20 protein-coding genes are annotated in these 24537 nt (G+C 61.4%); 2 read left to right on the forward strand and 18 right to left on the reverse strand.

Features of this window, described 5'->3' with window-relative positions; genetic code table 11:
* Nucleotides 1–34: 34 nt before the first annotated feature.
* From GNZ12_RS01580 to GNZ12_RS01605, 6 genes are all read right to left on the reverse strand, one after another.
* Entirely contained in the window at nt 35–760 is a 726-nt protein-coding gene (locus GNZ12_RS01580; protein WP_172308692.1) for an amino acid ABC transporter ATP-binding protein, read from the reverse strand.
* On the reverse strand, nt 757–1434 hold the full coding sequence (gene gltK / locus GNZ12_RS01585) for a glutamate/aspartate ABC transporter permease GltK (protein WP_172308693.1): 678 nt from the start codon (nt 1432–1434) through the stop codon (nt 757–759). Before gltK ends, GNZ12_RS01580 begins: the two co-directional genes overlap by 4 nt.
* On the reverse strand, nt 1434–2174 hold the full coding sequence (locus tag GNZ12_RS01590) for an amino acid ABC transporter permease (protein ID WP_172308694.1): 741 nt from the start codon (nt 2172–2174) through the stop codon (nt 1434–1436). Before GNZ12_RS01590 ends, gltK begins: the two co-directional genes overlap by 1 nt.
* A gap of 82 nt (nt 2175–2256) precedes the next feature.
* The gene (locus GNZ12_RS01595) at nt 2257–3150 is read right to left on the reverse strand and encodes a glutamate/aspartate ABC transporter substrate-binding protein (RefSeq protein ID WP_172308695.1); all 894 of its coding nucleotides are present in this window, start codon (nt 3148–3150) and stop codon (nt 2257–2259) included.
* 327 nt (nt 3151–3477) lie between these two features.
* Complete coding sequence (locus GNZ12_RS01600; protein ID WP_172308696.1) at nt 3478–4791, reverse strand: Glu/Leu/Phe/Val family dehydrogenase; 1314 nt, start codon at nt 4789–4791, stop codon at nt 3478–3480.
* Between the two features lie 138 nt (nt 4792–4929).
* Entirely contained in the window at nt 4930–5892 is a 963-nt protein-coding gene (locus GNZ12_RS01605; protein ID WP_121108660.1) for a LysR family transcriptional regulator, read from the reverse strand.
* Nucleotides 5893–6056: 164 nt separating this feature from the next.
* Here GNZ12_RS01605 and purB point away from each other — a divergent pair, with 164 nt between their 5' ends.
* On the forward strand, nt 6057–7445 hold the full coding sequence (gene purB, locus GNZ12_RS01610) for an adenylosuccinate lyase (protein ID WP_172308697.1): 1389 nt from the start codon (nt 6057–6059) through the stop codon (nt 7443–7445).
* 102 nt (nt 7446–7547) lie between these two features.
* On the opposite strand, the gene GNZ12_RS01615 is transcribed toward purB, so the two are convergent.
* From GNZ12_RS01615 to edd, 5 genes are all read right to left on the reverse strand, one after another.
* A complete protein-coding gene (locus tag GNZ12_RS01615) occupies nt 7548–8306 on the reverse strand; it encodes a class I SAM-dependent methyltransferase (protein ID WP_172308698.1) in 759 nt (252 codons plus the stop codon).
* 199 nt (nt 8307–8505) lie between these two features.
* Nucleotides 8506–9009, reverse strand: coding sequence for a gluconokinase (locus tag GNZ12_RS01620; protein WP_172308699.1), 504 nt, complete (start codon nt 9007–9009; stop codon nt 8506–8508).
* Nucleotides 9010–9019: 10 nt separating this feature from the next.
* Entirely contained in the window at nt 9020–10405 is a 1386-nt protein-coding gene (locus tag GNZ12_RS01625; protein WP_172308700.1) for a GntT/GntP/DsdX family permease, read from the reverse strand.
* 255 nt (nt 10406–10660) lie between these two features.
* Nucleotides 10661–11302 (reverse strand): bifunctional 4-hydroxy-2-oxoglutarate aldolase/2-dehydro-3-deoxy-phosphogluconate aldolase, encoded by a 642-nt coding sequence (gene eda / locus GNZ12_RS01630; protein WP_121108664.1) that lies wholly within the window; start codon nt 11300–11302, stop codon nt 10661–10663.
* 2 nt (nt 11303–11304) lie between these two features.
* Nucleotides 11305–13233 carry a phosphogluconate dehydratase gene (edd, locus tag GNZ12_RS01635; protein WP_172308701.1) on the reverse strand — a complete coding sequence of 643 codons (1929 nt, stop codon included), beginning with the start codon at nt 13231–13233 and terminating at the stop codon, nt 11305–11307.
* 291 nt (nt 13234–13524) lie between these two features.
* On the opposite strand from edd, the gene GNZ12_RS01640 reads away from it, so the two are divergent.
* Complete coding sequence (locus tag GNZ12_RS01640) at nt 13525–14370, forward strand: MurR/RpiR family transcriptional regulator (RefSeq protein WP_172308702.1); 846 nt, start codon at nt 13525–13527, stop codon at nt 14368–14370.
* A 188-nt stretch (nt 14371–14558) separates the two neighbouring features.
* Here GNZ12_RS01640 and GNZ12_RS01645 read toward each other — a convergent pair whose 3' ends face one another.
* The 7 genes from GNZ12_RS01645 to leuS all read right to left on the reverse strand — a co-directional run bounded on the left by GNZ12_RS01645 (nt 14559) and on the right by leuS (nt 24408).
* On the reverse strand, nt 14559–17219 hold the full coding sequence (locus GNZ12_RS01645; protein WP_407947673.1) for a YadA family autotransporter adhesin: 2661 nt from the start codon (nt 17217–17219) through the stop codon (nt 14559–14561).
* Nucleotides 17152–17334 carry an ESPR domain-containing protein gene (locus GNZ12_RS44095; protein WP_235993524.1) on the reverse strand — a complete coding sequence of 61 codons (183 nt, stop codon included), beginning with the start codon at nt 17332–17334 and terminating at the stop codon, nt 17152–17154. Before GNZ12_RS44095 ends, GNZ12_RS01645 begins: the two co-directional genes overlap by 68 nt.
* A gap of 553 nt (nt 17335–17887) precedes the next feature.
* A complete protein-coding gene (locus GNZ12_RS01650; protein ID WP_054034510.1) occupies nt 17888–18304 on the reverse strand; it encodes a CopD family protein in 417 nt (138 codons plus the stop codon).
* Between the two features lie 114 nt (nt 18305–18418).
* Complete coding sequence (locus GNZ12_RS01655) at nt 18419–19690, reverse strand: glutamate-5-semialdehyde dehydrogenase (RefSeq protein ID WP_172308703.1); 1272 nt, start codon at nt 19688–19690, stop codon at nt 18419–18421.
* A 291-nt stretch (nt 19691–19981) separates the two neighbouring features.
* Nucleotides 19982–21100, reverse strand: a complete 1119-nt coding sequence (gene holA / locus GNZ12_RS01660; RefSeq protein ID WP_172308704.1) for a DNA polymerase III subunit delta — start codon at nt 21098–21100, stop codon at nt 19982–19984.
* Between the two features lie 72 nt (nt 21101–21172).
* Nucleotides 21173–21724, reverse strand: coding sequence for an LPS-assembly lipoprotein LptE (locus tag GNZ12_RS01665; RefSeq protein ID WP_172308705.1), 552 nt, complete (start codon nt 21722–21724; stop codon nt 21173–21175).
* A gap of 92 nt (nt 21725–21816) precedes the next feature.
* On the reverse strand, nt 21817–24408 hold the full coding sequence (gene leuS / locus GNZ12_RS01670) for a leucine--tRNA ligase (RefSeq protein ID WP_172308706.1): 2592 nt from the start codon (nt 24406–24408) through the stop codon (nt 21817–21819).
* Between the last annotated feature and the right edge of the window lie 129 nt (nt 24409–24537).

Raw genomic sequence — 24537 nt, forward strand, 5'->3', positions numbered from 1 at the left:
CACGCCAACCAGCCAGCGCGGCCAGGCGACACCCTTAGTGCAGGATCTTCGCCAGAAAATCCTTCGCGCGATCCGACTTCGGATTCGCGAAGAAGTCTTCCTTGCGGTCGTCTTCGACGATCAAGCCCTTATCCATGAAGATCACGCGGTGCGCGACCTTCTTGGCAAAGCCCATTTCGTGCGTGACGCACATCATCGTCATACCTTCCTGCGCGAGTTCGACCATCACGTCGAGCACTTCGTTGATCATTTCCGGATCGAGCGCCGAGGTCGGTTCGTCGAACAGCATCGCGATCGGGTCCATCGACAGCGCGCGCGCAATCGCCACACGCTGCTGCTGACCGCCCGACAATTGCCCCGGAAACTTATCCGCATGCGCACGCAGACCGACGCGGTCGAGGAGCTTGTAGCCCTTGGTGGTGGCTTCGTCCTTCGAGCGGCCCAGCACCTTGATCTGCGCAAGCGTCAGGTTCTGCACGATCGACAGATGCGGGAACAGCTCAAAGTGCTGGAACACCATGCCGACCTTGGCACGCAGCTTCGACAGATTGGTTTTCTTGTCGGTCAGCGATTGGCCGTTGATGACGATCTCGCCCTTCTGGAACGGCTCGAGGCCGTTGACGGTTTTGATCAGCGTGGACTTGCCCGAGCCCGACGGCCCGCACACCACCACCACTTCACCTTTTTTGACTTCCGTCGTGCAGTCGGTCAGCACTTGAAAGTGGCCGTACCACTTCGAAACATTCTTGATAGAGATCATCTTGCGACCTTTTTCTGAAGACCTTTGACGAGGCTCGACGCGATCACGCAGATCACGAAATAACACGCGCCCGCGAACAGTACCATCTCGACATTCGTACCGTCACGGTCGCCAATATTCGTGGCGGTGCGGAAGAAGTCGGCGAGGCTGATCACGTAGACGAGCGACGTATCCTGAAACAGCACGATACCCTGCGTAAGCAGCAGCGGCACCATCGCGCGGAACGCCTGCGGCAGCACGATGAGACGCATCGCCTGCGGGTAGCTCATGCCGAGCGCAAACGCGGCATTGACCTGCCCGCGCGGCACCGCCTGAATACCGGCACGGATAATCTCCGAATAGTACGCAGCCTCGAAGAGCGAGAAAGCGACCATCGCCGACGCGAGACGAATGTCGATATCCGGTGACAAGCCCAGCACGTTTTGCAGCACCTGCGGCACGATCAGGAAGAACCACAGCAACACCATCACCAGCGGGATCGAACGGAAGATCGTGACATAAGCCTTCGCGAACCATTCGAACGGCTTGAATGGTGAGAGCCGCATGATCGCGAGAATGGTGCCCCAGATGATGCCGATCACGATCGCAATCAGCGTGATCTTGATGGTGATGATCGCGCCGGTCCACAGCGTAGGCAGTGCGCCCGGAATACCGCTCCAGTCGAAATGATGCATCACTTACCTCCGATATAGCCGGGCAACCGGGTCTTGTGTTCGACCCAGCGCATCAGTTGCATCACGACCAGATTGATCAGCACATACGCCAGCGTGACCGCGATGAACGACTCATACGTCTGCGACGTGTAATCGACCAGTTGGCGCGCCTGGGCGGACAGATCCAGCAGACCGATCGTCGATGCCACTGCCGAATTCTTGAAGATATTCAGAAACTCGGACGTGAGCGGCGGCACGATGATCCGGTACGCAACCGGCAGCAGCACGTAGCGATATGTCTGCCATTGCGTGAAACCCATGGCCAGACCCGCGGCGCGCTGGCCGCGCGGCAACGCGTTGATGCCCGAGCGCACCTGCTCGCACACGCGCGCGGCAGTGAAGAGCCCGAGACAGATGATCGACGACGAGAAAAACTGCGCGCTCGGCGGTAGTTGCTTGTACCAGTTCCCCATCGACACGGGCAGCAACTCCGGTATCACCAGATACCAGATGAAGAACTGCACGATCAGTGGGATGTTGCGGAAGATCGCGACATAGAGCGTGCCGATACCCGACGCCCATTTGTTCGGCACCGTGCGCAGCACACCGAACAACGAACCGACGATCAGCGCGATCACCCATGCCGACAGCGACACGGTAATCGTCACCCAGAAGCCGGACATCAGCCAGCCCAGATAGGTAGTCGGCTCGCCGGTGGAGACCGGACTCAGCAGAATGCCCCAGTTCCAGTGATATGACATGACCAAGACTCCAGCAAAAAGAAACGGAAGAAGCGCGCGGCCCCTTCCGTCTCGTTCAGCGTTTCAAAAAAACAGCTAAGGTTTAATCGATTGCCTTGTCATTCGGGCTCTTGTAGAGCGCCTTCATGTCATCGCTTTCCGGGAAGTTCAGGTTCAGGCCCTTCGGCGGAATCGGCGATTCGAACCACTTCTTGTAGATCTGATCGGCTTCGCCCGAGGTCTCGACCTTCGCAATCGCGTCGTCGACCACCTTCTTGAATTCCGGATCGTTCTTGCGAATCATGCAGCCGTACGCTTCATGCGATTGCGGCGTGCCGACGATAACGAAGTCGCCCGGGTTGTTCGACTTGGCGCGCTCGCCTGCCAGCAGCGCGTCGTCCATCATGAACGCAGCAGCGCGGCCGGTGGAGAGCGTCAGGAACGACTCGCCGTGGTCTTTCGCGCTGATGATGTTCATGCCCATGCTCTTTTCCTGGTTCATCTTACGAAGCAGGCGCTCGGAGGTTGTGCCGGCGGTCGTGACGACCGTCTTGCCCTTCAGGTCCGCGAAGTCCTTGATGCCGGAGTCTTTCTTGGTCATCAGGCGCGTGCCGATCACGAAGATCGTGTTCGAGAACGCAGCTTGTTGCTGGCGCTCGGCGTTATTCGTGGTCGAGCCGCATTCCATGTCGACGGTGCCGTTCTGCACCAGCGGAATACGGTTTTGCGACGTGACCGGCGTCAGCTTGACCTTCAGGTTAGGCATGTTCAGCTTCTGCTTAACCGCCTCCACCACCTTCAGCGCGAATTCCTGCGAGTAGCCGATGACATTCTGCTTGTCGTCGTAATACGAAAACGGGATCGACGATTCGCGATGACCCAGCGAAATGACGCCCGTGTCCTTGATCTTTTTCAGCGTACCGGCGTCTTGCGCATGCGCGCCAACCGTAAACAGTCCGAGAGTCGCGAGCAGCAGCGCAGCTTTTTTAATCTTCATGTGTGATCTCCTTGGCAAGAACCGGCGCCAGTTTAGCAAAGTAATTATTCTGAAAGTATCGCTATAAACCATGTTTGTTGCGTGTCCGCCAATCCCCCAACGGGACGTCTTTCGGGCCGGGGGACTTCCTCCGGTGCGCGCGCCGCTACCCGCATTGTCGTTCTAAATGGCGCTTCCTGGACGGTTGGTCAATCTTTCGGACATGCGAAGACGGGCGGCATCGATACGATGCCGCCCGCCGGGTGATGCACGCCGTCTTGTGAACGGCGTTGGAGCAAGTTTTTAGCGGTCCGCGAGGTAGCGGCCCCGCCGTTTCACGCAATCAGATCAGGGGTACAGGCCGCGCAATTCGCGCGCTTCCAGGATCCGCTTACACGCGACGATAAACGCCGCGGTCCGCACGGACACCTTCTGTTCGCTCGACACTTGCCACACTGCGGCAAAGGCTTCACGCATCACGCGCTCGAGACGCTGGTTGATCTCGTCTTCCGTCCAGAAGAAGCTCGAGAAGTCCTGGACCCATTCGAAGTACGACACCGTCACGCCACCAGCGTTGGCCACGACGTCCGGAATCACGAGGATGCCACGGTCGTGCAGAATGTCGTCCGCTGCCGTGGTGGTCGGGCCGTTGGCGCCTTCCACGACGATCTTCGTCTTGATCTTGCCGGCGTTCTTTTCGGTGATCTGATTTTCCAGCGCGGCCGGAATCAGGATGTCGGATTCGACCGTCCAGAAGTCGTCGTTCGCGATTGCGTCGGCTTCCGGGAAGCCACCCACGCCGCCATTCTTCGCCACGTAATCCGCCAGCGCGACAGCATCGATACCAGTCGACTTGTGCACCGTGCCGGTGTGATCCTGCACCGCGACCAGCTTCGAGCCCGCTTCCTGGAACAGGCGCGCTGCGATGCCGCCCACGTTACCGAAGCCCTGCACGGCAATACGCGCGCCTTCGATGTCGACGCCAATGCGGCGTGCAGCTTCGGAAGCCACCACGAACACGCCACGGCCCGTCGCTTCACGGCGGCCCAGCGAACCACCCAGCGCGATCGGCTTGCCCGTCACCACGCCCGTGGCCGTTTGGCCCTGGTTCATGGAGTACGTGTCCATCATCCACGCCATGATCTGCTCGTTCGTGTTCACGTCCGGCGCGGGGATGTCGGTATTCGGTCCGATGATGATGCCGATTTCGCTGGTGTAGCGGCGCGTCACGCGCTCCAGCTCGCCACGCGACAGCGTGCGCGGGTCGACACGAATACCGCCCTTTGCGCCGCCGTACGGCACGTTCACAGCAGCATTCTTCACCGACATCCACGCCGAAAGCGCCATCACTTCCGACAGCGTCACGTCCTGGTGATAACGCACGCCACCCTTACCCGGACCGCGCGACACGTTGTGCTGCACGCGATAGCCTTCGAAGTGCGCGACCGTGCCGTTATCGAGTTCGATAGGCACATCGACGATCAGAATGCGCTTCGGGCGCTTCAGGGTTTCGAGCCAGCGGGACAGCGAGCCGAGGTACGGCGCGACGCGGTCGACCTGACGCAGGTAGTTGCCCCACGGGCCGAGGTCGTCTTTATTCAGGTAGGAAGGAACCGACTGCAACGTTGATGCGGATTGTGCTGCTTGTTGCTGGGATGACATGAACGCTCCGGCGTTGATCGAGTGACAGCATTGTCGAAAAACGCCGTTTTGAAATCCAATGCCGTTTCCTTATCCGATTATGTTTTTTTTGCATGACCGTTAAGAAGCTGCAAATTCGCGTCGTGGGGACGCAGGTTTTCAGGCCGCGCCCGCGCCTTGCGCCAACTCCTCCGACACCACGTCCCACAACTGCCGCACGAGTATCTGCCGCGCATCGTCGCCTTTCGCGGCCAGCTTGTCGCGATAGAGGCGGATCTCCATGGTCAGCGTGAGCTGCCCCTCGGGCGTCCCACGCGTTGCGCGATCGAGGCGGATCAGTTTGCCGTCAGCGACCGCCTCCTCCACCGCGCTGTAAGGCAGGAAGGCGATGCCGTGGCCGGCCAGCGCCATCGCTTTGAGTCCCTCGGCCATGTCGGTTTCGTACAGGCGGTCGAGATACAGGCGCTCCGGCGCATTAGCGAGGATCACTTCGGTCATGCGGCCGAGGTACGCGTTCGGCGTGTAGGTCAGATAGGGCGTAGGCGCTTCGGCCGTGCCCGGCAGCGTGTGCCGGGGACGCCCGGCGCGGCCCGGCGCCGAGAACGGGCTGATCGGCTCGTTGCCGAGCGTGAGCATGTCATAGCGCGCCGGATCGAGCGCGATGGGATGGCTCGGATGGTGATAGGCCATCATCAGATCGCAGCCGCCTTCCACCAGCGCCAAAGCCGCATCGTGCACGTTCAACGCCCGCAGCCGGGTGTGGATCGGGCCCATCTGCGCTTCGATGCGCTGCAGCCAGCGCGGGAAGTACGTCAGCGACAGCGTGTGCGGCACTGCGAACTCGATGGTCGCCTGCGGCGTCGCCGTGTGCCCGCGCAGCAGGGCACGCGCCTCGTGGAACTGCGACAGCATGGCGAGCGCCTGCTCGTAGAACACCTGGCCTGCCGCCGTCAGCCGCGTCGGGTAAACCGAACGATCGATCAGTTCCGTGCCCAGCCACGCTTCCAGTGCCTGAATCCGCCGCGAAAACGCCGGCTGCGTGACATGACGCAATTCGGCCGAGCGGCTGAAACTACGCGTTTCCGCGAGCGAAACGAAGTCTTCGAGCCATTTCAGTTCCATGCGGAGCCTGCTGCCAGCGGGAGGGAGGAAGTCAGCATTCTAGCGGCGCGGGGTGCCGCCGCCGGGTTGAGTGGTAAAATTCGCGGTTCCCTCCGTTCCCGAACTGGTCACTGAGCGCCCCCGAGCGCTCAACGCCCCAATCCGCCACAACTCGCGCCCCCATCATGTCCGACACCCGCCCCGACACCCTGTTCGCGCTGAACGCGCTCTCCCCGCTCGACGGCCGTTACGCCTCGAAGACCGAAGCCCTGCGCGAGTGGCTCTCGGAAGCCGCTTTCATGCGCAATCGCGTGACAGTTGAGATCCACTGGCTGATCGCGCTCTCGCACGCCGGTTTCGCCGAAGTGCCGCGCTTTTCCGAAGCCGCCGAACAATTCCTGCTGCAACTGGCCGAGCGTTTCACCGCGCACGACGCCGCGCGCATCAAGGACATCGAACGTGTGACGAATCACGACGTGAAAGCGGTCGAGTATTGGCTGAAGGAATCCGTGAAGGGTCAGGAAGAACTGGAACGCGCAAGCGAGTTCATCCACTTCGCCTGCACGTCGGAAGACATCAACAATACGTCGCACGGCCTGATGCTCGCCGGCGCCCGTGAACACGTGATTCTGCCGGCGCTGCGCTCGGTGCATCAGCGCCTCGTTGCGCTGGCTCATGCACAAGCCGAACAGCCGATGCTGTCGCGCACGCACGGCCAGCCGGCCAGCCCGACCACGCTCGGCAAGGAAATCGCCAACGTCGCCGCGCGTCTGGAACGCGCGATCGACCGTATCGCGAAGGTCGAACTGCTGGGCAAGATGAACGGCGCGGTCGGCAACTTCAATGCGCACATGTCGGCGTATCCGGAATTCGACTGGGAAGCGTTCTCGCGCGAAGTGGTCGAACAGCGCCTGAAGCTCACGTTCAATCCGTACACGATCCAGATCGAACCGCACGACTACATGGCCGAACTGTTCGACGCCGTGTCACGCGCCAACACGATCCTGCTGGATCTGGATCGCGACGTGTGGGGCTACATCTCGGTCGGTTACTTCAAGCAACGCACGAAGGCCGGCGAAATCGGTTCGTCGACGATGCCGCACAAAGTCAATCCGATCGACTTCGAAAATTCGGAAGGCAACCTGGGCTTGGCCAACGCCACGCTGCGCCACCTCGCCGACAAGCTGCCGATTTCGCGCTGGCAGCGTGACCTGACCGACTCAACGGTGCTGCGCAATATGGGCGTCGCGTTCGGCTACTCGCTGCTTGCGTACGACTCGCTGATCCGCGGTCTGGACAAGCTCGAAGTGAATGCGCAGCGTCTGAACGAAGACCTCGACAACTGCTGGGAAGTGCTGGCCGAGCCGGTGCAAACGGTGATGCGCCGCTACGGCATCGAGAACCCGTACGAGCAGTTGAAGGAACTGACGCGCGGCAAGGGCATCACGCGCGAAGCGCTGCAAACGTTCGTTACCGGTCTGGCGATTCCGCAAGATGCGAAGGATCGTTTGCTCGCCATGACGCCGGGTTCGTATATCGGCAAGGCGGTCGAACTGGCGAAGCGGATCGCTTAAGGCAGCACGCAACTGCACACTGCCGCGCGACAACCGCCCGCGCAGTCAACGCCGTTCAGTTGAACCCTGAACGGCGTTTTTCATTTGCGCGCCGCAGGGATGCTACGACAACAAGTCCGGCACTTCGCGCAAGGCCAGGTGGATATTCTGGTCGAAGTGATGCACTCGATAGCCGAACGGCTCGAAGAGCGCGTCCAATGAGCGGGATGAGTGGATCGTGATGTGTCCGTTACGCGGTGCGATGTACCAATGGTCCATCGCGCGCGGCGGCAGAGAGTCGATCGTCAATGTCGAAAACAGCATCACACCGTATGGCCTGAGCATGCTGAGTGCACTTGCGACCGTCTCGCGCGGCTCGGGTGTATGTTCCAGCACTTCGAAGGCCGTCACCAGATCGAATGAGTCAGACGCAGGTTCGGCGCCCCCTTGTCCCATCGGATCCCAACTGTGGGCATCCACGCCACGTTCGCGCAACAACTCCGCCATGAGGCCATTTCCGCCTCCGTAGTCCAGACACTTGAGCCCGTCGCCTTTCGCGATGAAATTCGCGATCGTCGCCACATTGGCCGCCGGACGGGCCTCGATATAGTCGGGATCGACATCCGCATAAGCCGCGTTGTAAATGTGCTTCGCAAACGCGCTCTTGCTCCACCGATCGAACGCATGCGTGAACACCAGTCCGCAGTCATCGCAGCGGTGGTAGTAAATGGGGATCGCGGCAAGCGGCAAGAAATGTCCGCGGCGTTCCTCGCAGTTCTTGTTGAAATCGACCACCCCGCAAAGCGGTGCCGTGCTCCGGCAAATCTTGCAGATTGAAACGCGTCCGACCGGGTCGAGCCTGTCGCCCTCGATATGCATCATGTTCGCCGCCTTTGAGTTTCGATCCGCCAGAGAGACTGCGATTGGACCAAAGCGCGGAAAACAAAAGAATCGGATGCATCCTAAAGCGCACAGATTCCTGACCGAAACTTCGGCGCACATGCGCAAACCGCGCCCAAATTGAAACGACCCGGCCACTTACGCGGCCGGGTCGTCGATATGCAGTGTGTGCCTTAGAGCCTCACCGCGCGGTCATCTGTACCAATACCTCGTCGACAATCTCCTCCGGCGACAATTCGATACTCACTGTGATCGCCTCGTCCGGGCCCGGCTCCTCGAGCGTATCGAGCTGGCTTTGCAACAGCGACGGATCGAAGAAGTGACCGGTACGCGTGGTCAACCGCCCGCGCAGCACCTCGAACGAACCCTTCAGATAGACGAAGCACACGTCCTTATCACCGTTGCTACCGCCGCGCAGCACATCGCGGTACGAACGCTTCAGCGATGAACACGTGAACACCGCCTTCTCGCCCGCCCTCTGCTTCTCTTCGATCGCCGCACGGATAGTTTGCAACCATGGCCAACGGTCTTCGTCGGTGAGCGGAATGCCGTGGTGCATTTTCTCCTTGTTGGCGGCGCTGTGAAACGCGTCGCCGTCGGTGAACGCGCAGTGCAGGCGTTCTGCCAGCATTTCGCCAATCCTCGTTTTGCCGGCGCCCGACACGCCCATTGCGATCAGAATCATCAAAAACTCCTTACACGACCGTCGCGAGCGCGAAAGTCAAACCCAAGCCCATCAGTGAAATGATAGTTTCGAGGAGCGACCATGTCTTGAAGGTCTGCCCCACCGTCATACCGAAGTATTCCTTGATCAGCCAGAAACCGCCGTCGTTCACGTGCGAGAAAATCAGAGACCCCGAACCGGTGGCGAGCACCAGCAATTCCGGCGTGACCTGCACGCCGCTGGCGACTGTGATCGGCGCGACGATGCCGCAAGCGGTGGTCATCGCGACCGTCGCCGAACCCGTGGCCAGGCGAATCAGCGCGGCCACCAGCCAGCCGAACAGCAGCGGCGACAGGTGCATGGCCATCGCTACGGTGACGATTTCCTTCGAAATGCCGCTATCCATCAGCACGCGCCCAAAACCACCGCCGGCGCCGACGATCAGCGTGATGCCCGCGATCGGTGCAAGACATTCGCCACAGAACTTCTGGATCTGCTCACGATTGAAGCCGCGGCTCGCACCGAAGGTCCAGAAGCTGACCAGCACGGCGATCAACAGCGCGACGTCCGAATTGCCGACGAAATGGAGCAGATCGTTCGGCAAGGTCTTCGGCGTGGAGACGAGGTCGGCCCAGCTACCGATCAGCATCAGGATCACCGGCAGCAGGACCGTAAACAACGTGACACCGAAGCTCGGCAGTTCGCGCTTCGGCGCCGCGCTCTTCACGTTATTTTGCGCGTCGTCACCGTGGCCGAGGAATTGCGCGGCGAGCGGGTTGTTGTTCGGCAGCTTGATGTAGCGGCTGATCAGCAGCGCGAACAGCGGACCGGCCACGATCGCCGTCGGCACACCCACCATCAGACCGTACGCAATCGTCTTGCCGATGTCAGCGTGATACGCCTGCACCGCGAGCATCGCGGCCGGGTGCGGCGGAATCAGACCGTGCACGACGGACAAGCCCGCGACCATCGGCAAGCCGACCAGCAGCAGCGACTTGTTGGTGCGTTTGGCGACGTTGAACGCGATCGGAATCAGCAGCACGAAGCCGACTTCAAAAAACACCGGCAAACCGACGATGATCGCCACGACCATCATCGCCCAGTGAATGTTCTTCTCACCGAACCACTCGATCAGCGTGGTGGCGATGCGCTCCGCGCCGCCAGATTCGGCCATCATTTTGCCGAGCATGGTGCCGAGACCGACCACGATCGCAATGTGGCCAAGCGTATTGCCGTTGCCGGTTTCGAACGATTTGACGATGGTGCCGATCGGCATGCCGGACGCGAGACCCAGCAGCAGTGAGACGATGATCAGGACGAGGAACGGATAAACCTTGTAGCGCGTGATCAGCAGGATCAGAAGTGCGATGGCGATCACCGCGAAGACCAGCAGCGTGCTGCCGTGGACAGCTTCCATGAAGCGCCTCCTTTGCGTTATTGATTGTCGGTGCGGAACACGGCTGGCACCTGTCTCACGGCGACCTGGAGCGGTGCATGAAAACCCGGCAAGCCGCGCGGACGCTGAATTTTACTGTTTGTTGTCTCTAAACGCGCGCGAATCCGGCGCACAATCGAAAAGGAGCCTCGCCGTGACAGCCTGGCAGGCTGTTTCGACAAGGCTCCTTTGCGTAGGACCTGGCTAGCGGACTATCGTATCGTGCGCCGATGCGGCTTAGTGAGCAGACGGGACCAGTTCGCTGGCGGCACGCGCTAGGCGCGTGACTTCGTCCCAGTTTTGCGCCGCGAGTGCGGCTTTCGGCGTGAGCCACGATCCGCCCACGCACACGACGTTCGGTTGCGCGAGGAAATTGATGGCGCTTTCAGCCGTGATGCCGCCGGTTGGGCAGAATTTCAGCGTCGGGAACGGACCGTAAAACGCCTGCAGCATCGGGATACCGCCGGCTTGCTGCGCCGGGAAGAACTTGACGATTTCGTAGCCGAGTTCCAGCGCCGTGATGATGTCGGTCGGCGTCATCACGCCGGGCAGCAGCGGCAAGCCGGCGTCTTGCGCGGCCTTGTGCATGTCTTTCGTCAGACCCGGCGAGACGCCGAACTGCGCGCCCGCTTTCTTCGCCTGAGCACAGTGCTCCGGCTTCGTGATCGTGCCGACGCCGACCACGATGTCCTCGGCCAGCTGGCTCGCGCGTTCGATCGCTGCCAGACCTGCTGCGGTGCGCAGCGTGATTTCCAGCACCTTCACGCCACCCGCGTGCAGTGCGCGCGACACGTTTTCACCTTGCTCGACCGAGTCGAACGCGAGCACCGGAATCACCGGGCCGAGGCGCACGATGTCGCTTACTGTTTTCGCCGTCATAGTCAGACTCCTTGTTTCTGCAGCGTTTCGCTGGCTTGAGTGGTGCTTGTGTGTTTTTCGGCGTGCGCTTTGGCCCGCTCACCGTGTTGTACCGCGTGCACGCCCACCATCGGACCGAACACCGAGGCGCCCTGCTCTGCGGGCGCGGCCGCCGCACGGAACACGCCGAACAGTTCACGGCCGAAGCCGACTTCGTTTTCCGCCTGATGCCGCGGCAACGCTTCCGCCCGCGCCGCCCATTCGGCTGCATCGATTTCGACGTCGAGTACGCCGGCGTCCGCATCGATCACCAGCATGTCGCCAGTGCGAACCTTGCCGATCGGGCCTTGCAACAACGCTTCCGGTGACAGGTGAATCACCGCCGGCACCTTGCCCGACGCGCCGGACATGCGTCCGTCGGTGACCAGTGCAACGTGGAAACCTTGATCCTGCAACACACCGAGCAACGGCGTCAAACGATGCAGTTCAGGCATGCCGTTTGCGCGTGCGCCCTGGAACCGCACCACTGCAATGAAATCGCGCTTCAACTCGCCGTTGTCGAATGCTTCCTGCACCGCTTCCTGCGAATCGAACACGATCGCCGGCGCCTTCACCTTGCGATGCTGCGCTGCGACGGCCGAAATCTTGATCACACCGCGGCCGAGTTTGCCTTGCATCAGACGCAAGCCGCCGTCCGGCTGGAACGGCTCTTTGATGCCGCGCAGCACCGCCGTGTCTTCGCTCTTTTCCGCGCCCGGCACCCATTGCAGCTTGCCGTCGAGCAGCTTCGGCTCTTCCGTGTAGTGATGCAGACCCTTGCCCGCGACGGTGTTCACGTCTTCATGCAGCAAGCCGCCTTCGAGCAGATTGCGGACCAGGAACGCGACGCCGCCCGCAGCGTGGAAGTGATTCACGTCGGCCTTGCCGTTCGGGTAAATCTTCGCGAGGAGCGGTACGGCTTGCGACAGCGTGTCGAAGTCGTCCCAATCGATCACGATGCCGGCCGCCCGTGCAATCGCGACGAGGTGCAGCGTGTGATTGGTCGAGCCGCCCGTCGCGAGCAACGCGACAATACCGTTGACAATCGCTTTTTCATCAACCACGTGGCCGATTGGCATGTAGTTGCCGCGATCCACCGTCAAGTCGAGCACACGGCGCGCGGCTTGGGCGGTCAACGCATCGCGCAGCGGCGTATGCGGATGCACGAACGCGGAACTCGGCAGATGCAGGCCCATCACTTCCATCAGCATCTGGTTGCTGTTGGCCGTGCCGTAGAACGTGCAGGTGCCCTGGCTGTGATACGCGGCGGCTTCTGCTTCGAGCAGCGCATCGCGGCCACATTGACCAGTGGCGAACAGTTGGCGGGTCTTGGCTTTGTCGTCGTTCGACAGACCGCTGCCCATCGGGCCGGCCGGCACGAAGATCGTCGGTAAATGGCCAAATTGCAGCGCGCCGATCAGCAAACCGGGCACGATCTTGTCGCAGATGCCGAGGCACAGCGCGGCGTCGAACATATTGTGCGTGAGGGCGACTGCGGTGCTCATCGCGATGACTTCGCGCGAGAACAGCGACAGTTCCATGCCCGCGTTGCCTTGCGTGACGCCGTCGCACATGGCCGGTACGCCGCCGGCGAATTGCGCGACGCCGCCGTTTTCTCGCGCGGCTCCCTTGATGATGTCCGGGTAGTTTTTGTACGGCGCGTGCGCCGACAGCATTTCGTTGTACGACGACACGATGCCGATGTTCGGCTGGCGGATCTGCTTGATGACGAGCTTGTCGTGGCCTTCGAGACCTGCAAACCCGTGAGCCAGGTTGGCGCACGAGAGCGCGCCGCGCGCCGGGAATTTGCCCTGAGCGTGTTCGATGCGGGCCAGATACGCCTCGCGAGTGGGCTTGCTGCGCTCGACCACGCGTTGCGTGACCTTCAACAATTGCGAATGCGGGGAAACCATCGGAGCTCCTTCGTCGCTGGCGTGAGGCGTAGGCGCACTATGCCAGGCAGGTATCGCGGGGATGTCGAAACAGTCGACGTCGCAATGTTAGTAGAAAAACTACATGATCGCAATGACGACTCTTGTTGCATCGCCGCATCTTTGAATAGCCGCATCGCCTTACTGGCTTTGCCTTCGCGGTATAGACACCAAAACCCAGGGAATACACCTGGCGCTCGATATGTAGTTTTTGTACCTTTTCCTGCAATCAGATATAGTCCACGCATTCTTCAGCATAGTGCGAGTTCTCTGATGATGCTGTCCCAGGTGAAAGAGATGCGAGACCAGTTGCGTCCGTCCGAACGCAAGCTGGCCGACTACGTGATCGAAGCGCCGCGCGAGGTGCTCGATCTCTCGATGACCGAGGTGGCCGCGCGCGCGGGTGTCAGCCAGCCGACCATCGCGCGGTTCTGTCATGCGCTCGGGTTTTCAGGCTTTCGCGAGTTCAAGATCCGGTTGGCGCAAGGCATCGCCGCGGAAGTGCCCGTTGTCTATCGCGACGTGCGGCCGGATGAGCCGACGCCGGGCGTCGCCGCGAAGGTGCTCGACCGGACGATCGGTGCGCTGATCCAGGTGCGCAACAATCTGTCGTCGGACAGCGTGGCTGCGGCGATCGCGCTGCTTACGCAAGCGCGGCGCATCGAGTTCTACGGCGCGGGCGGCTCGGGCATCGCTGCGTTGGACGTGCAGCACAAGTTCTTTCGCCTCGGCATGCCGAGCGTTGCATATTCGGATCCGCATACGTTTCTAATGTCGGCGGGGCTGCTCGGTGAAGGCGATGTGGTGGTGGCGATTTCGAACACCGGGCGTACGCGCGATATCGTTGACGCGGCGAAGTCTGCGTTGGCAAGCGGCGCGAAGGTGATTGCGATTACGCACGGTAATTCGCCTTTGGCGCGACTGGCGACGGTCGGCTTGTTCGCGAATGTCGATGAAGACACGGATATTTTTTCGCCGATGACCTCGCGCGTCTCGCATCTGGCGATCGGCGACATTCTGGCGGTGGGGGTGGCGTTGAGCCGGGGACCGGAACTGGTCGAGAAGCTGGCGCAGGCGAAGGAAGTGATCAACCGCCGAAGGATCGATCCTCGCGCATAACGGGTCACGCTGCGCGCCTGATCACCCTGCGAGCGCCGCGCGATGCAAACGCGCGTGCCAGGCACCGATGTGCCGAGGCACAAAAAAGCGGGCTCCCCGAAGAGAGCCCGCTTTTCAAACTACCTACCCAAGACCGGTTCACGAAAAGCACCCAAACCGCAGCGCCTTTCGCGACCATCACACAACGCTTACCACTGATACGACGCGCCTGCGCCGTAGGTCGTATCCGCCGCGCTGATCCCCGCACCGACCTTGACCTTCAGGTTGGCAGTAATACGCGCCGACGCGCCCAGTGCCACGGCCTGATAGCCCTTGTAGCTGCCGCCAGCGATGCCGACTGCCAGCGTCTTGCCCTGATCGACTTCCGGAATCATCGTCAACGCGGTAGCGGCTGCAACACCGCTATAAGCGCTACGCGCGACCGAGTTCACACCCGATTGGAACTGACGCATGTTCACGGCGTCCGTCGGGCCTTGGCCGTCAGCGACGTTCGTGATACGGCGCTCGTTGCCCGGCGAACCCACCGATACGGTGTTCGCCTGGTCTGCCACCGAGCCTGCGCCGAGTGCTACCGAGTTGTCGCCACTTGCCTGAGCGCCGCCGCCCATCGCCATCGAACCGCTGCCGGTCGCCGATGCTGCCGGACCGCCTGTGTCAATCGCGAGGCTGCTGCTGCCGGTCGACTGCTGGTTCTGCACCGCCTGGTTCAGGTTAGCCACTTGCTGGTTGGTGTTCCACAACTGCGCACCAGTTACCGCATCTGAGCTCGTCGCCGACAGTTCACCGTCCTGCAAATTGGTCAGCGTCACCTTCGGCGCGTTAGCCGAACCGCCCAGCGTCACCTTGTCGTGCGCAGCGGTGTCGTATTGCATCGCGTTCGCCACCGAGCCGCTCATCGTGCCGACGGTCGTCTGCAGGCTAGCGATGTCCGACGTGTTCTGCGTTACACGACCGTCGATGTTGGTGATTGCCGCACCAACGTTGTTCACGGTCGTACCACCCACGCTGTAGGTCGGCACGGAAACCGTGCCGTCCGCATTGACGGTCGAACCGCCGCCCAGTGCCGATGCCGTGCTTGCTGCAGTTGCATATAACTGCGAGCCGTTCACCGCATCGCTGCTCTGCGCACCGATCGCACCGGCCGCCACGCCCGTCACCACACGGTTGCCCGCTGTGCCCGACATATTGACCCGCAGGCCGTCAGTCGCCGCACCGACAAGGATGTCGCGCGAGGTCTGATCTTGCGTGACCATGCCGATACTGCCGTTGTTGATCTGCGTCTGGAGGGACGACAGACCGTTATCAAGCGTATCGAGCGCGCCGCCGACCGTGTTCTGCGTGCCGCCTTGCATGTGGTACGTCGGGCCGGTGACCGAACCATCGGCATTGACCTGCGCACCGCCACCGAGCGACGCAACAACCGGGCTCAATTGACCAACGTTGACTGCGGAGTTGCTCGTCGTGCCGGCTGCGACACCGATCAGTTCACGTGCGCCTGCGGTGCCCTCAAAGTTGACGTGCGCGCCGTCCTTGTCGCTCGCAACCATCAGGTCACGCGAAGTCTGGTCCTGTTGCACCAGACCCAGTTCGCCGTTATTGAGCTGGTTCGTGATGTCGTTCACCGAGCCTGCAACGTCCGTGATCGCCTTGTCGTTCTTCTCGATCGCTTCGCTGTTCAGGGCAATCGCATCGCTGTTCTGATCCACCTTCCGGTTCGTCGTGTACAGCTGCGAGCCGTTCACCGCGTCGCTGCTCGTTGCAGTCAGCTCACCCGCCGCCACGTTCACGATCTTCTTGCCCTTCACGTCCGCTGCGCCACCCGCACCGCTGAACTGCACGGTCGCGCTGTCGAGCGACGACAGCGCCGTACCCACATCATGCTGCGTGCCGCCTGCGACGTTATAGGTCGGCGCGCTGATCGCACCGGTGGTTGCCGAGTACGCGGCGCCGCCACCCAGCGCAGTCGCCGTGTTCTCGCCTGCCGCGTCGATCTTCTTGTCTTCCGACTGCAACTGGCTCACGTTCACCGCATCGGTTGCGGCTACGCCTGCCGCCACGTTCGAGAGCGTCGTGCCTGATGCGCCGGCGAGAGTCACCTTGCCTTGGGTCGTATCGTCGTAGGCGACGAACGAGTTAATAGCGTTGCCGCTTGAGTCGGTCTTGATACCTAGCTGCTGCAACTGCCCAAGGTTCACCGCATCGGTTGTTTGCGTACCTTGCGCGACGTTCACGATCTGGCGAGTCGCGGTCGTGGAGCCCACGGAAACGGTGTTAGCGCGGTCGGCAACTGAATTCGCGCCGAGGGCGACAGCGCCGGTGGCACTGGCAGTGGTCGACACGCCAAGTGCCATCGCATTCTGTTGGCTCGCAACGGACGAGGTACCAAGCGCAACTGCACTGGCGCCACTGGCGCTAGTCAAGGCGCCTAATGCGATCGCGCCCACTCCCGATGCATTGGCCGTGTCACCGGCAGCGAACGACGAATTGGCGGACGCGTTAGACCCGTATCCAAGTGCCATCGAGGCAATTCCGCTTGCCACTACGTTAGGACCGAAGGCCGCAGCATAGCTCGCCGTTGCGTTGCTGTTCCAACCAATTGCAACCTGGCCGTAGCCATAGGCATAACCACTGGTGGATTTTCCGGAAATGGAGGTGCCAGTACCAATGCCATTGGTTGTGCTGCCGCTCCCGATCGCGACCGAGTTCGTCCCGTTGGCGTTCGCGCAAGTAGCGGCCTGGCCTGAGATTGCGATGCTATAGGAAGAATCAGCGTTGGCGCAATTACCGACCTGCGTCCCGAGACCGGTAGCCGAGGCTTCCAATGACCCGCCAGAGCCCGCCACCAACATGGCGATCGTCAGCCTTTTTGCTCACGCTCGCTTTGCCCCGGCTTTTCGTCACTTCGGATGCGGCGACATACGTCCCGGTGGATTCATTCCATACGCTCTTGTACGACTTGTTCATGATTTCATCCTTCTGATGATCTGATTTCGGGTTCGGTGCCGCGGGAAGTGTCTTGAAAGAAGACTTGCACGCGTCAGCGGTAACAGAAGGATCGAAAACGGGGTCGTCGCAACAGAGTTTCACGGACCATCCCATTAATCCTTCCGGGATGGCATCACTATAAAATTAGGAATTTCTCAAATTAATAGGAGCATTCTTAAATCGCCCTACTTGCTCTCAGAATTGCCCTACTAAAATCACGCCGAAATAGGACCACCTAGCATCATGCACCCCCCTGCGCATGACTTGCAGACGACAGCCCATAGAAATTTGGCGTAGGAGAGCACGAACATGGCCACGCTCAGATTGAGATAATTCTGAACGAGGCGCCTATCGGTGGAGTACTTTTACGGGAAAGGACGGGCTGCAAAAACAGCCAGAATAGAATCAGAACCTTGACGAACGTCAATGACCAAAAATTCCATTATTGATTCGCATCCCGCACGGCATTAGGAACCGTGCGAGTGGATAAATAAATATGATTACACGAAGTAACTAGGAGAACTCCTATTTACTAAAACGGCTTAATAACAACCAATGCCACTGCCGCCAGCATCCCCAACACGGGCAGTTCATTGAACATCCGATACCACTTATCCGAGCGGCGATTCTCGCCACGCTCGAACGTCCGCAACAGCACGCCGCAATACGCGTGGTAAATGATCAGCAGCACCACCACACCGACCTTCGCGTGAATCCAGCCCTGCCCGCGTCCAATACCGACCGCGAGCCACAGCCACAGACCGCAAGCGAGCGCCGGCACCGCGATAAACGTCATGAAGCGGAACAGCTTGCGCGCCATCGTCAAAAGGCGCGCCGTGGCGGCGGGTTCCGTCTCCATCGCCAGATTGACGAAGATGCGCGGCAGATAGAACAGACCGGCAAACCAGGAAGCAATCAGAACGATGTGAAACGTTTTTACCCAAAGCATCAGCGGTCCTCGTACTGCATGTCAGCGTGGAAATGAGCGGGGGCAGCCGGCGCACTGAACCGAAAGCTCGCGTCCATCCCACGGATGGTGCCAGTGCGTCGGCGGCGAACCACGTTATTGCCGGCCTTCGCCGTGCCCCAGCACAATGTATTTCAGCGACGTCAGCCCTTCCAGCCCCACCGGCCCACGCGCATGCAGCTTGTCGTTCGAGATGCCGATCTCCGCGCCCAAACCAAATTCAAAGCCATCGGCAAAGCGCGTCGACGCGTTGACCATCACGCTCGCCGAATCCACCTCGCGCAAGAAGCGCATCGCGCGGTCGTGGTCTTCGGTGACAATCGCGTCGGTGTGCTGCGAGCTGTAGGTGTTGATGTGGTCGATGGCCGCATCGAGGCCGTCCACCACCTTGATCGCCAGCACCGGTGCGAGATATTCGGTGCGCCAGTCTTCTTCGGTGGCATCGACGAGCGGGCCCACGCCTGCATCCGACAACACCGCGCGCGCTGCCGCGTCCACGCGTAGTTCGACTTCCTTGTCGCGATACAGCTTGCCCAAAGGCGGCAGCACTTCAGCCGCAATTCCACGCGCCACCAGCAGCGTTTCCATCGTGTTGCAGGTGCCGTAGCGGTGCGTCTTCGCGTTATCGCAGACGGTCAGCGCCTTGGTCAGATCCGCGCGATCGTCGACATAGACATGGCAGATGCCGTCGAGATGCTTGATCATCGGCACGCGCGCGTCTTCCATCAGACGCGCAATCAGGCTCTTGCCGCCGCGCGGCACGATCACGTCGACGAATTCGGTCATCGTGATCAGGGCGCCGACCGCGGCGCGATCCGACGTTGCCACCACTTGCACGGCGTCCTGCGGCAAGCCGGCGGCTTCCAGCCCTTCACCGATCAACTTGGCCAGCGCCGTGTTGCACTCCAGCGCTTCCGACCCGCCGCGCAGAATCGTCGCATTGCCCGACTTCAGACACAGCGCGGCCGCATCGATCGTCACGTTCGGGCGCGACTCGTAGATGATGCCGATCACACCGAGCGGCACGCGCATCTGACCGACCTGAATGCCGCTCGGCCGGTACTTCAGATTGCTGATTTCGCCGATCGGGTCGGCCAGCGCGGCGACTTGCCGCAAGCCTTCGACCATCGTCCCGAGCGCCTTGTCCGACAGCGTCAGCCGGTCGATAAACGCAGCGTCGAGCCCTTTCTCGTGTGCACGCGCGACATCACGCGCGTTGGCATCCTTGAGCAACTCGGCATCGCGTTCGATTGCCTGAGCGACAGCCGCAAGCGCGGCGTTCTTCGCCGCCGTCGACGCCCGCGCCATCGCACGCGATGCGTGGCGGGCGCGGCGGCCGAGGTCCGTCATGTACTGGTCGATATCCATGGTGATTCTCATAGCGCCGCGCACGTCGAGGTGCGGCGGACAGGCAGAATTAGCGAAAGATCAAACGATTGTAAGTCGGGTGGCGGAGCTTTGCTTGACGCGGCGGCCGGAGTGGCTGCGGTGAGATCCTTTGCGCCACCAACATCAACGCTGCGGGACTTGGTACTGCACCGGCATAGACTGTGACGCGTCTGGATGCCTGCTGCTGGTTGGGAAAACCTCACTGTCCCCTCGTCAACATGTCCACCTCACCAGCTACGTCAACCACTTTGGCTGCGTCGATCGTCCAGATCAGACAGGTCTTCGCGCGGGTGCAGTTGCCGCTGGGCGAAGCCGTGGCGGCGGCACGGGCGCCGCTTTCGGCGAGGCCACCGTCATCGCCAGTTCGAACAAGCCGGCCCACGGATCGGGCGGCGGATCATTGCGATGGTTGCCTGGCGTACCGCCGGACAATCCCTTCACCTGCCGATCCAGCCGCGCCGCAAGTGCAAGCGCCTTCTCCAGCGCGGCCTCGCTCACGCGCGACAGCGCCGGTCCGATCAGCCGCTCACGCGGCCCCCACACGCGGTTCTCGCGCACCAGCATCGCGAGCGGCTTGCCGGCCGCCACGCCACGCTTGATCCGCAATAGCGTGCGCACTTCTTCGACAACTGCCCACAGCACCAACACGGCAGCTTCACCTTCGCCGCGCAAGCCGTCGAGCATGCGTGACAAGCGGCCGACATCGCCCGCCAGCATCGCCTCGTTCAGCTTGAAAACGTCATAACGGGCGACGTTCAGCACAGCGTCCTGAATCTGTTCGAAGCTCAACGAACCCGCCGGATACAGCAGCCCGAGTTTCTGGATTTCCTGATGCGCCGCCAGCAGGTTGCCTTCAACGCGTTCGGCGATGAACGCCAGCGCGCGCCGCCCCTCTTCACCGGCAACAACCCGCTGGCCTTGAGCCGCGAGCCGTTGACCAACCCAATTCGGCAACTGCGCGCGTTCGACCGGATCGATTTTCAGCGCGACGCCAGCATCGGCCAGCGCGGTGAACCACGCCGATTTTTGCGTGGCCGCATCCAGCCGCGGCAGCGTGATCATCGTCAGCACGTCGTCATTCACGGCGGCGGCGAGCGCCTTCAACGCATCCGCACCTTCCTTGCCGGGCTTGCCCGACGGAATGCGCAATTCGACAAGTTGACGGTCGCCGAACAGCGACATCGATTGACTCGCGCCAAGCAGCGAACTCCAGTCGAAACCGCGCTCGACGGTGAACACTGAGCGGTCGGTAAAACCGGCCGCTCGCGCCGTCGCACGAATCCGGTCGCACGCTTCCTGCGCGAGCAGGTGCTCGTCGCCGTACACGACGTACAGTCCGGCGAGTCCCTTCGCGAGATGCGCTTCGAGCGCGTCAAGTCGCAGTTGCATGGCTACCGATCGGCGAGGTTAACGGAGTGCATGAGCACGTGCAGCAAGCTAAACAAGGACACAGCGCAACGCTCACAGCGGCGGCGGCGGCAACGGTGCGCGCGGCGCAACCCCCGGCACCTGCTGACCCGGTCCCGGATGCAGCGAGCGGACCAGCGACAGACGGCGCGTCAACTGGTCGATCGCGTCGTTTTCCATATCCGCGAACAGAAGGTCGGCTTCCGCAGCCTTAGCCTGCGAGAACTGGTCGCTGTAGGTCATCGCGCGGTTCAACGCGATCACGCTCGACGGAATCAGCACCGTCCCGTCCTTGCCGACCAGCGTATAGTTCATCGAGAGATTCATCGCATACTCTTCGACGACACCGAGCGAGTTCAGCGTGAGCGTATTGACGCCGCGGGCTTCGGTAATCTGCAACGTTGCGTCCGCATTCGCTACGGAAGTAACCACCACCGTGTCGCTGCCACCTTGCACGATGCGGGCCAGCCGCGCGCCGGCCGCTGCCGAACCGCCGGAGATATAGAGTCGTTTGAATGCGTAGTCCTGCTGGCCGCGCAGCTGGAAGCCGCAGGCGGACAACATCAGCACGCTGCACACCAGCGTCAATAACGATCTGCGAGTCACATTGGCTCCTGGTTCGCAGTAAATTCCGCGGCGAGAGACATGCGCCGCCATGCGCGGCGGCGTCCTGCCTGCTGTCATGTTTCGGTGGGCTGTCAAACGACCACGTTCACGAGACGGCCAGGCACCACGACGATCTTCTTCGGTGCCTTGCCTTCGCTGAACTTCTCGACCGCCTCATGCGCAGCGGCGAGCTGTTCGATCGCTTCACGTGTCGCGTCTTTCGCCACCGTGAGCGCGCCGCGCACCTTGCCATTCACCTGCAGCACGAGTTCGATTTCGGCCTGTTCGAGCGCCTGTTCGTCGACCTTCGGCCATGCTGCGTCGAGCAGCGAGCCGAATTCGTCGGCGTAACCGAGTTCCTGCCACAACTGGAACGTCTGGTGCGGCACGACCGGATACAGCACGCGCAGCATCACGCTGTACGTTTCGCGCAGCACCGCCGGTTGCGCCCCCTTCGCGCTGTCGAGCGCGTTGAGCATCTTCATCGCTGCCGACACCACCGTGTTGTACTGCAAACGCTGGTAGTCGAAGTCGGCCTGCTTCAGCACGCTGTAGATCTCGCGGCGCAGCACCTTGTCGACTTCGCCGAGTTGCGAGGCGTCGAACTTGCCACCTGCGCGCAGCGCTGCTTCGTTCGCGTGACCGAAGCTCCACACACGGCGCAGGAAGCGGCTCGCGCCTTCCACGCCCGAACCGGACCATTCGAGCTGCTGCTCGGGCGGTGCGGCGAACATCACGAACAGACGTGCAGTGTCCGCGCCGTGTTGATCGATCAGCAATTGCGGATCGACGCCGTTGTTCTTCGACTTCGACATCTTCTCGACGCCGCCGAGCACCACCGGCTGGCCGTCCGAGTTCAGCACGGCGCCGACCGGGCGGCCCTTGTCGTCGAACGAGACGGTGACGTCAGCCGGGTTGTACCAGGTCTTCTTACCCGCGTCGCTTTCACGGTAATAGGTTTCGTTGAGCACCATGCCCTGCGTCAGCAGGTTCCTGGCCGGCTCGCCGAACTTGATCAAGCCCATGTCGCGCATCACCTTCGCCCAGAAGCGCGAGTACAAGAGGTGCAGAATCGCGTGCTCGATGCCGCCGATGTACTGGTCCATCGGCGCCCAGTAATCGGTGCGCTCGTCGACCATGGTCTTCGCGTCCGGCGCCGCGTAGCGGTAGAAGTACCACGACGAATCGACGAAGGTGTCCATCGTGTCGGTTTCGCGCTTCGCCGCGCCGCCACAGGTCGGGCACGTGCAGTTCACGAATGCTTCAGACTTGGCGAGCGGATTGCCCGTGCCGTCCGGCACGAGGTCTTCCGGCAGCACCACCGGCAGATCTTTTTCGGGCACCGGCACGTCGCCGCACGTCGGGCAGTGGATGATCGGAATCGGCGTGCCCCAGTAACGCTGGCGCGATACGCCCCAGTCACGCAGACGCCACGTGATCTGCTTGTCGCCGAGGCCGAGTTCTTTCAGATCGGCGGCGATCGCATCGACCGCCTGCGTGTAGTTGAGACCGTCGTACTTGCCGCTGTTGACGAGCGTGCCGTCCTTGTCGCCATACCATTCCTGCCAGGCTTCAGTCGAGTATTCCTTGCCTTCAAGGGCGACCACCTGCTTGATCGGCAGACCGTATTTCTTCGCGAACGCGAAGTCGCGCTCGTCGTGTGAAGGCACGCCCATCACCGCGCCTTCGCCGTAGCTCATCAACACGTAGTTGCCAATCCACACTTCGACCTGTTCCTGCGTCAGCGGATGCGTGACGTAGAAGCCGGTGGGCATGCCCTTCTTTTCCATCGTCGCCATGTCGGCTTCAGCCACACCGCCGCGCTTGCATTCTTCGATGAAGGCCTGCAGTTCCGGCTTGTCTTTGGCAAGACGCGTGGCGAGCGGATGCTCGGCGGCGACCGCGCAGAAGGTCACGCCCATGATCGTGTCGGCACGCGTGGTGAACACGCGCAACAGCTTCTGTTCGCCGTCGATTTCATACGGGAAACCGAAGTTCACGCCGAAGCTCTTGCCGATCCAGTTCTGCTGCATGATCTTGACGCGCTCGGGCCAGCCGAGGCCTTCGAGGTCATTCAGCAGCTCATCCGCGTACTGCGTGATGCGCATGTAGTACATCGGGATTTCGCGCTTTTCGATCAGCGCGCCCGAACGCCAGCCGCGACCGTCGATCACCTGCTCGTTGGCGAGCACGGTCTGATCGACCGGGTCCCAGTTCACGGTGCCGGTTTTCTTGTACGCGATGCCCTTTTCGAGCATCTTCAGGAACAGCCACTGGTTCCACTTGTAGTAATCCGGGCTGCAGGTCGCGACTTCGCGCGACCAGTCGATCGCGAGACCCATCGACTGCATCTGCTTCTTCATGTAAGCAATGTTGTCGTAGGTCCACTGCGCGGGCGGCACGTTGTTGGCCATCGCGGCGTTTTCCGCGGGCATGCCGAACGCGTCCCACCCCATCGGCATCAGCACGTTGTAGCCGTTCATCCGCAGATAGCGGTACATCACGTCGTTGATCGTGTAGTTCCGCACGTGCCCCATGTGCAGCTTGCCCGACGGGTACGGCAGCATCGAGACGCAATAGAACTTGGGCTTATCAGTCGTTTCCGAGGTCTTGTACGCGTCGATGGCGCGCCATTGCCCTTGCGCGGCGGCTTCGACGTCGGAGGGAACGTATTTTTCGTGCATGGTGTGATGGGATTGCTGGGTTCGGTGCTTTCGCACCGGACCTGGTGCTCTGCTGGATGAAATGGCGTCGTTTCCCCTTCTGCGGGGGAAAGGGCTGATTATACCGTTCGCGGACGGGTGCGCCGCGTG

Source organism: Paraburkholderia solitsugae, from assembly GCF_013177695.1.
Classification (GTDB): Bacteria; Pseudomonadota; Gammaproteobacteria; order Burkholderiales; family Burkholderiaceae; genus Paraburkholderia; species Paraburkholderia solitsugae.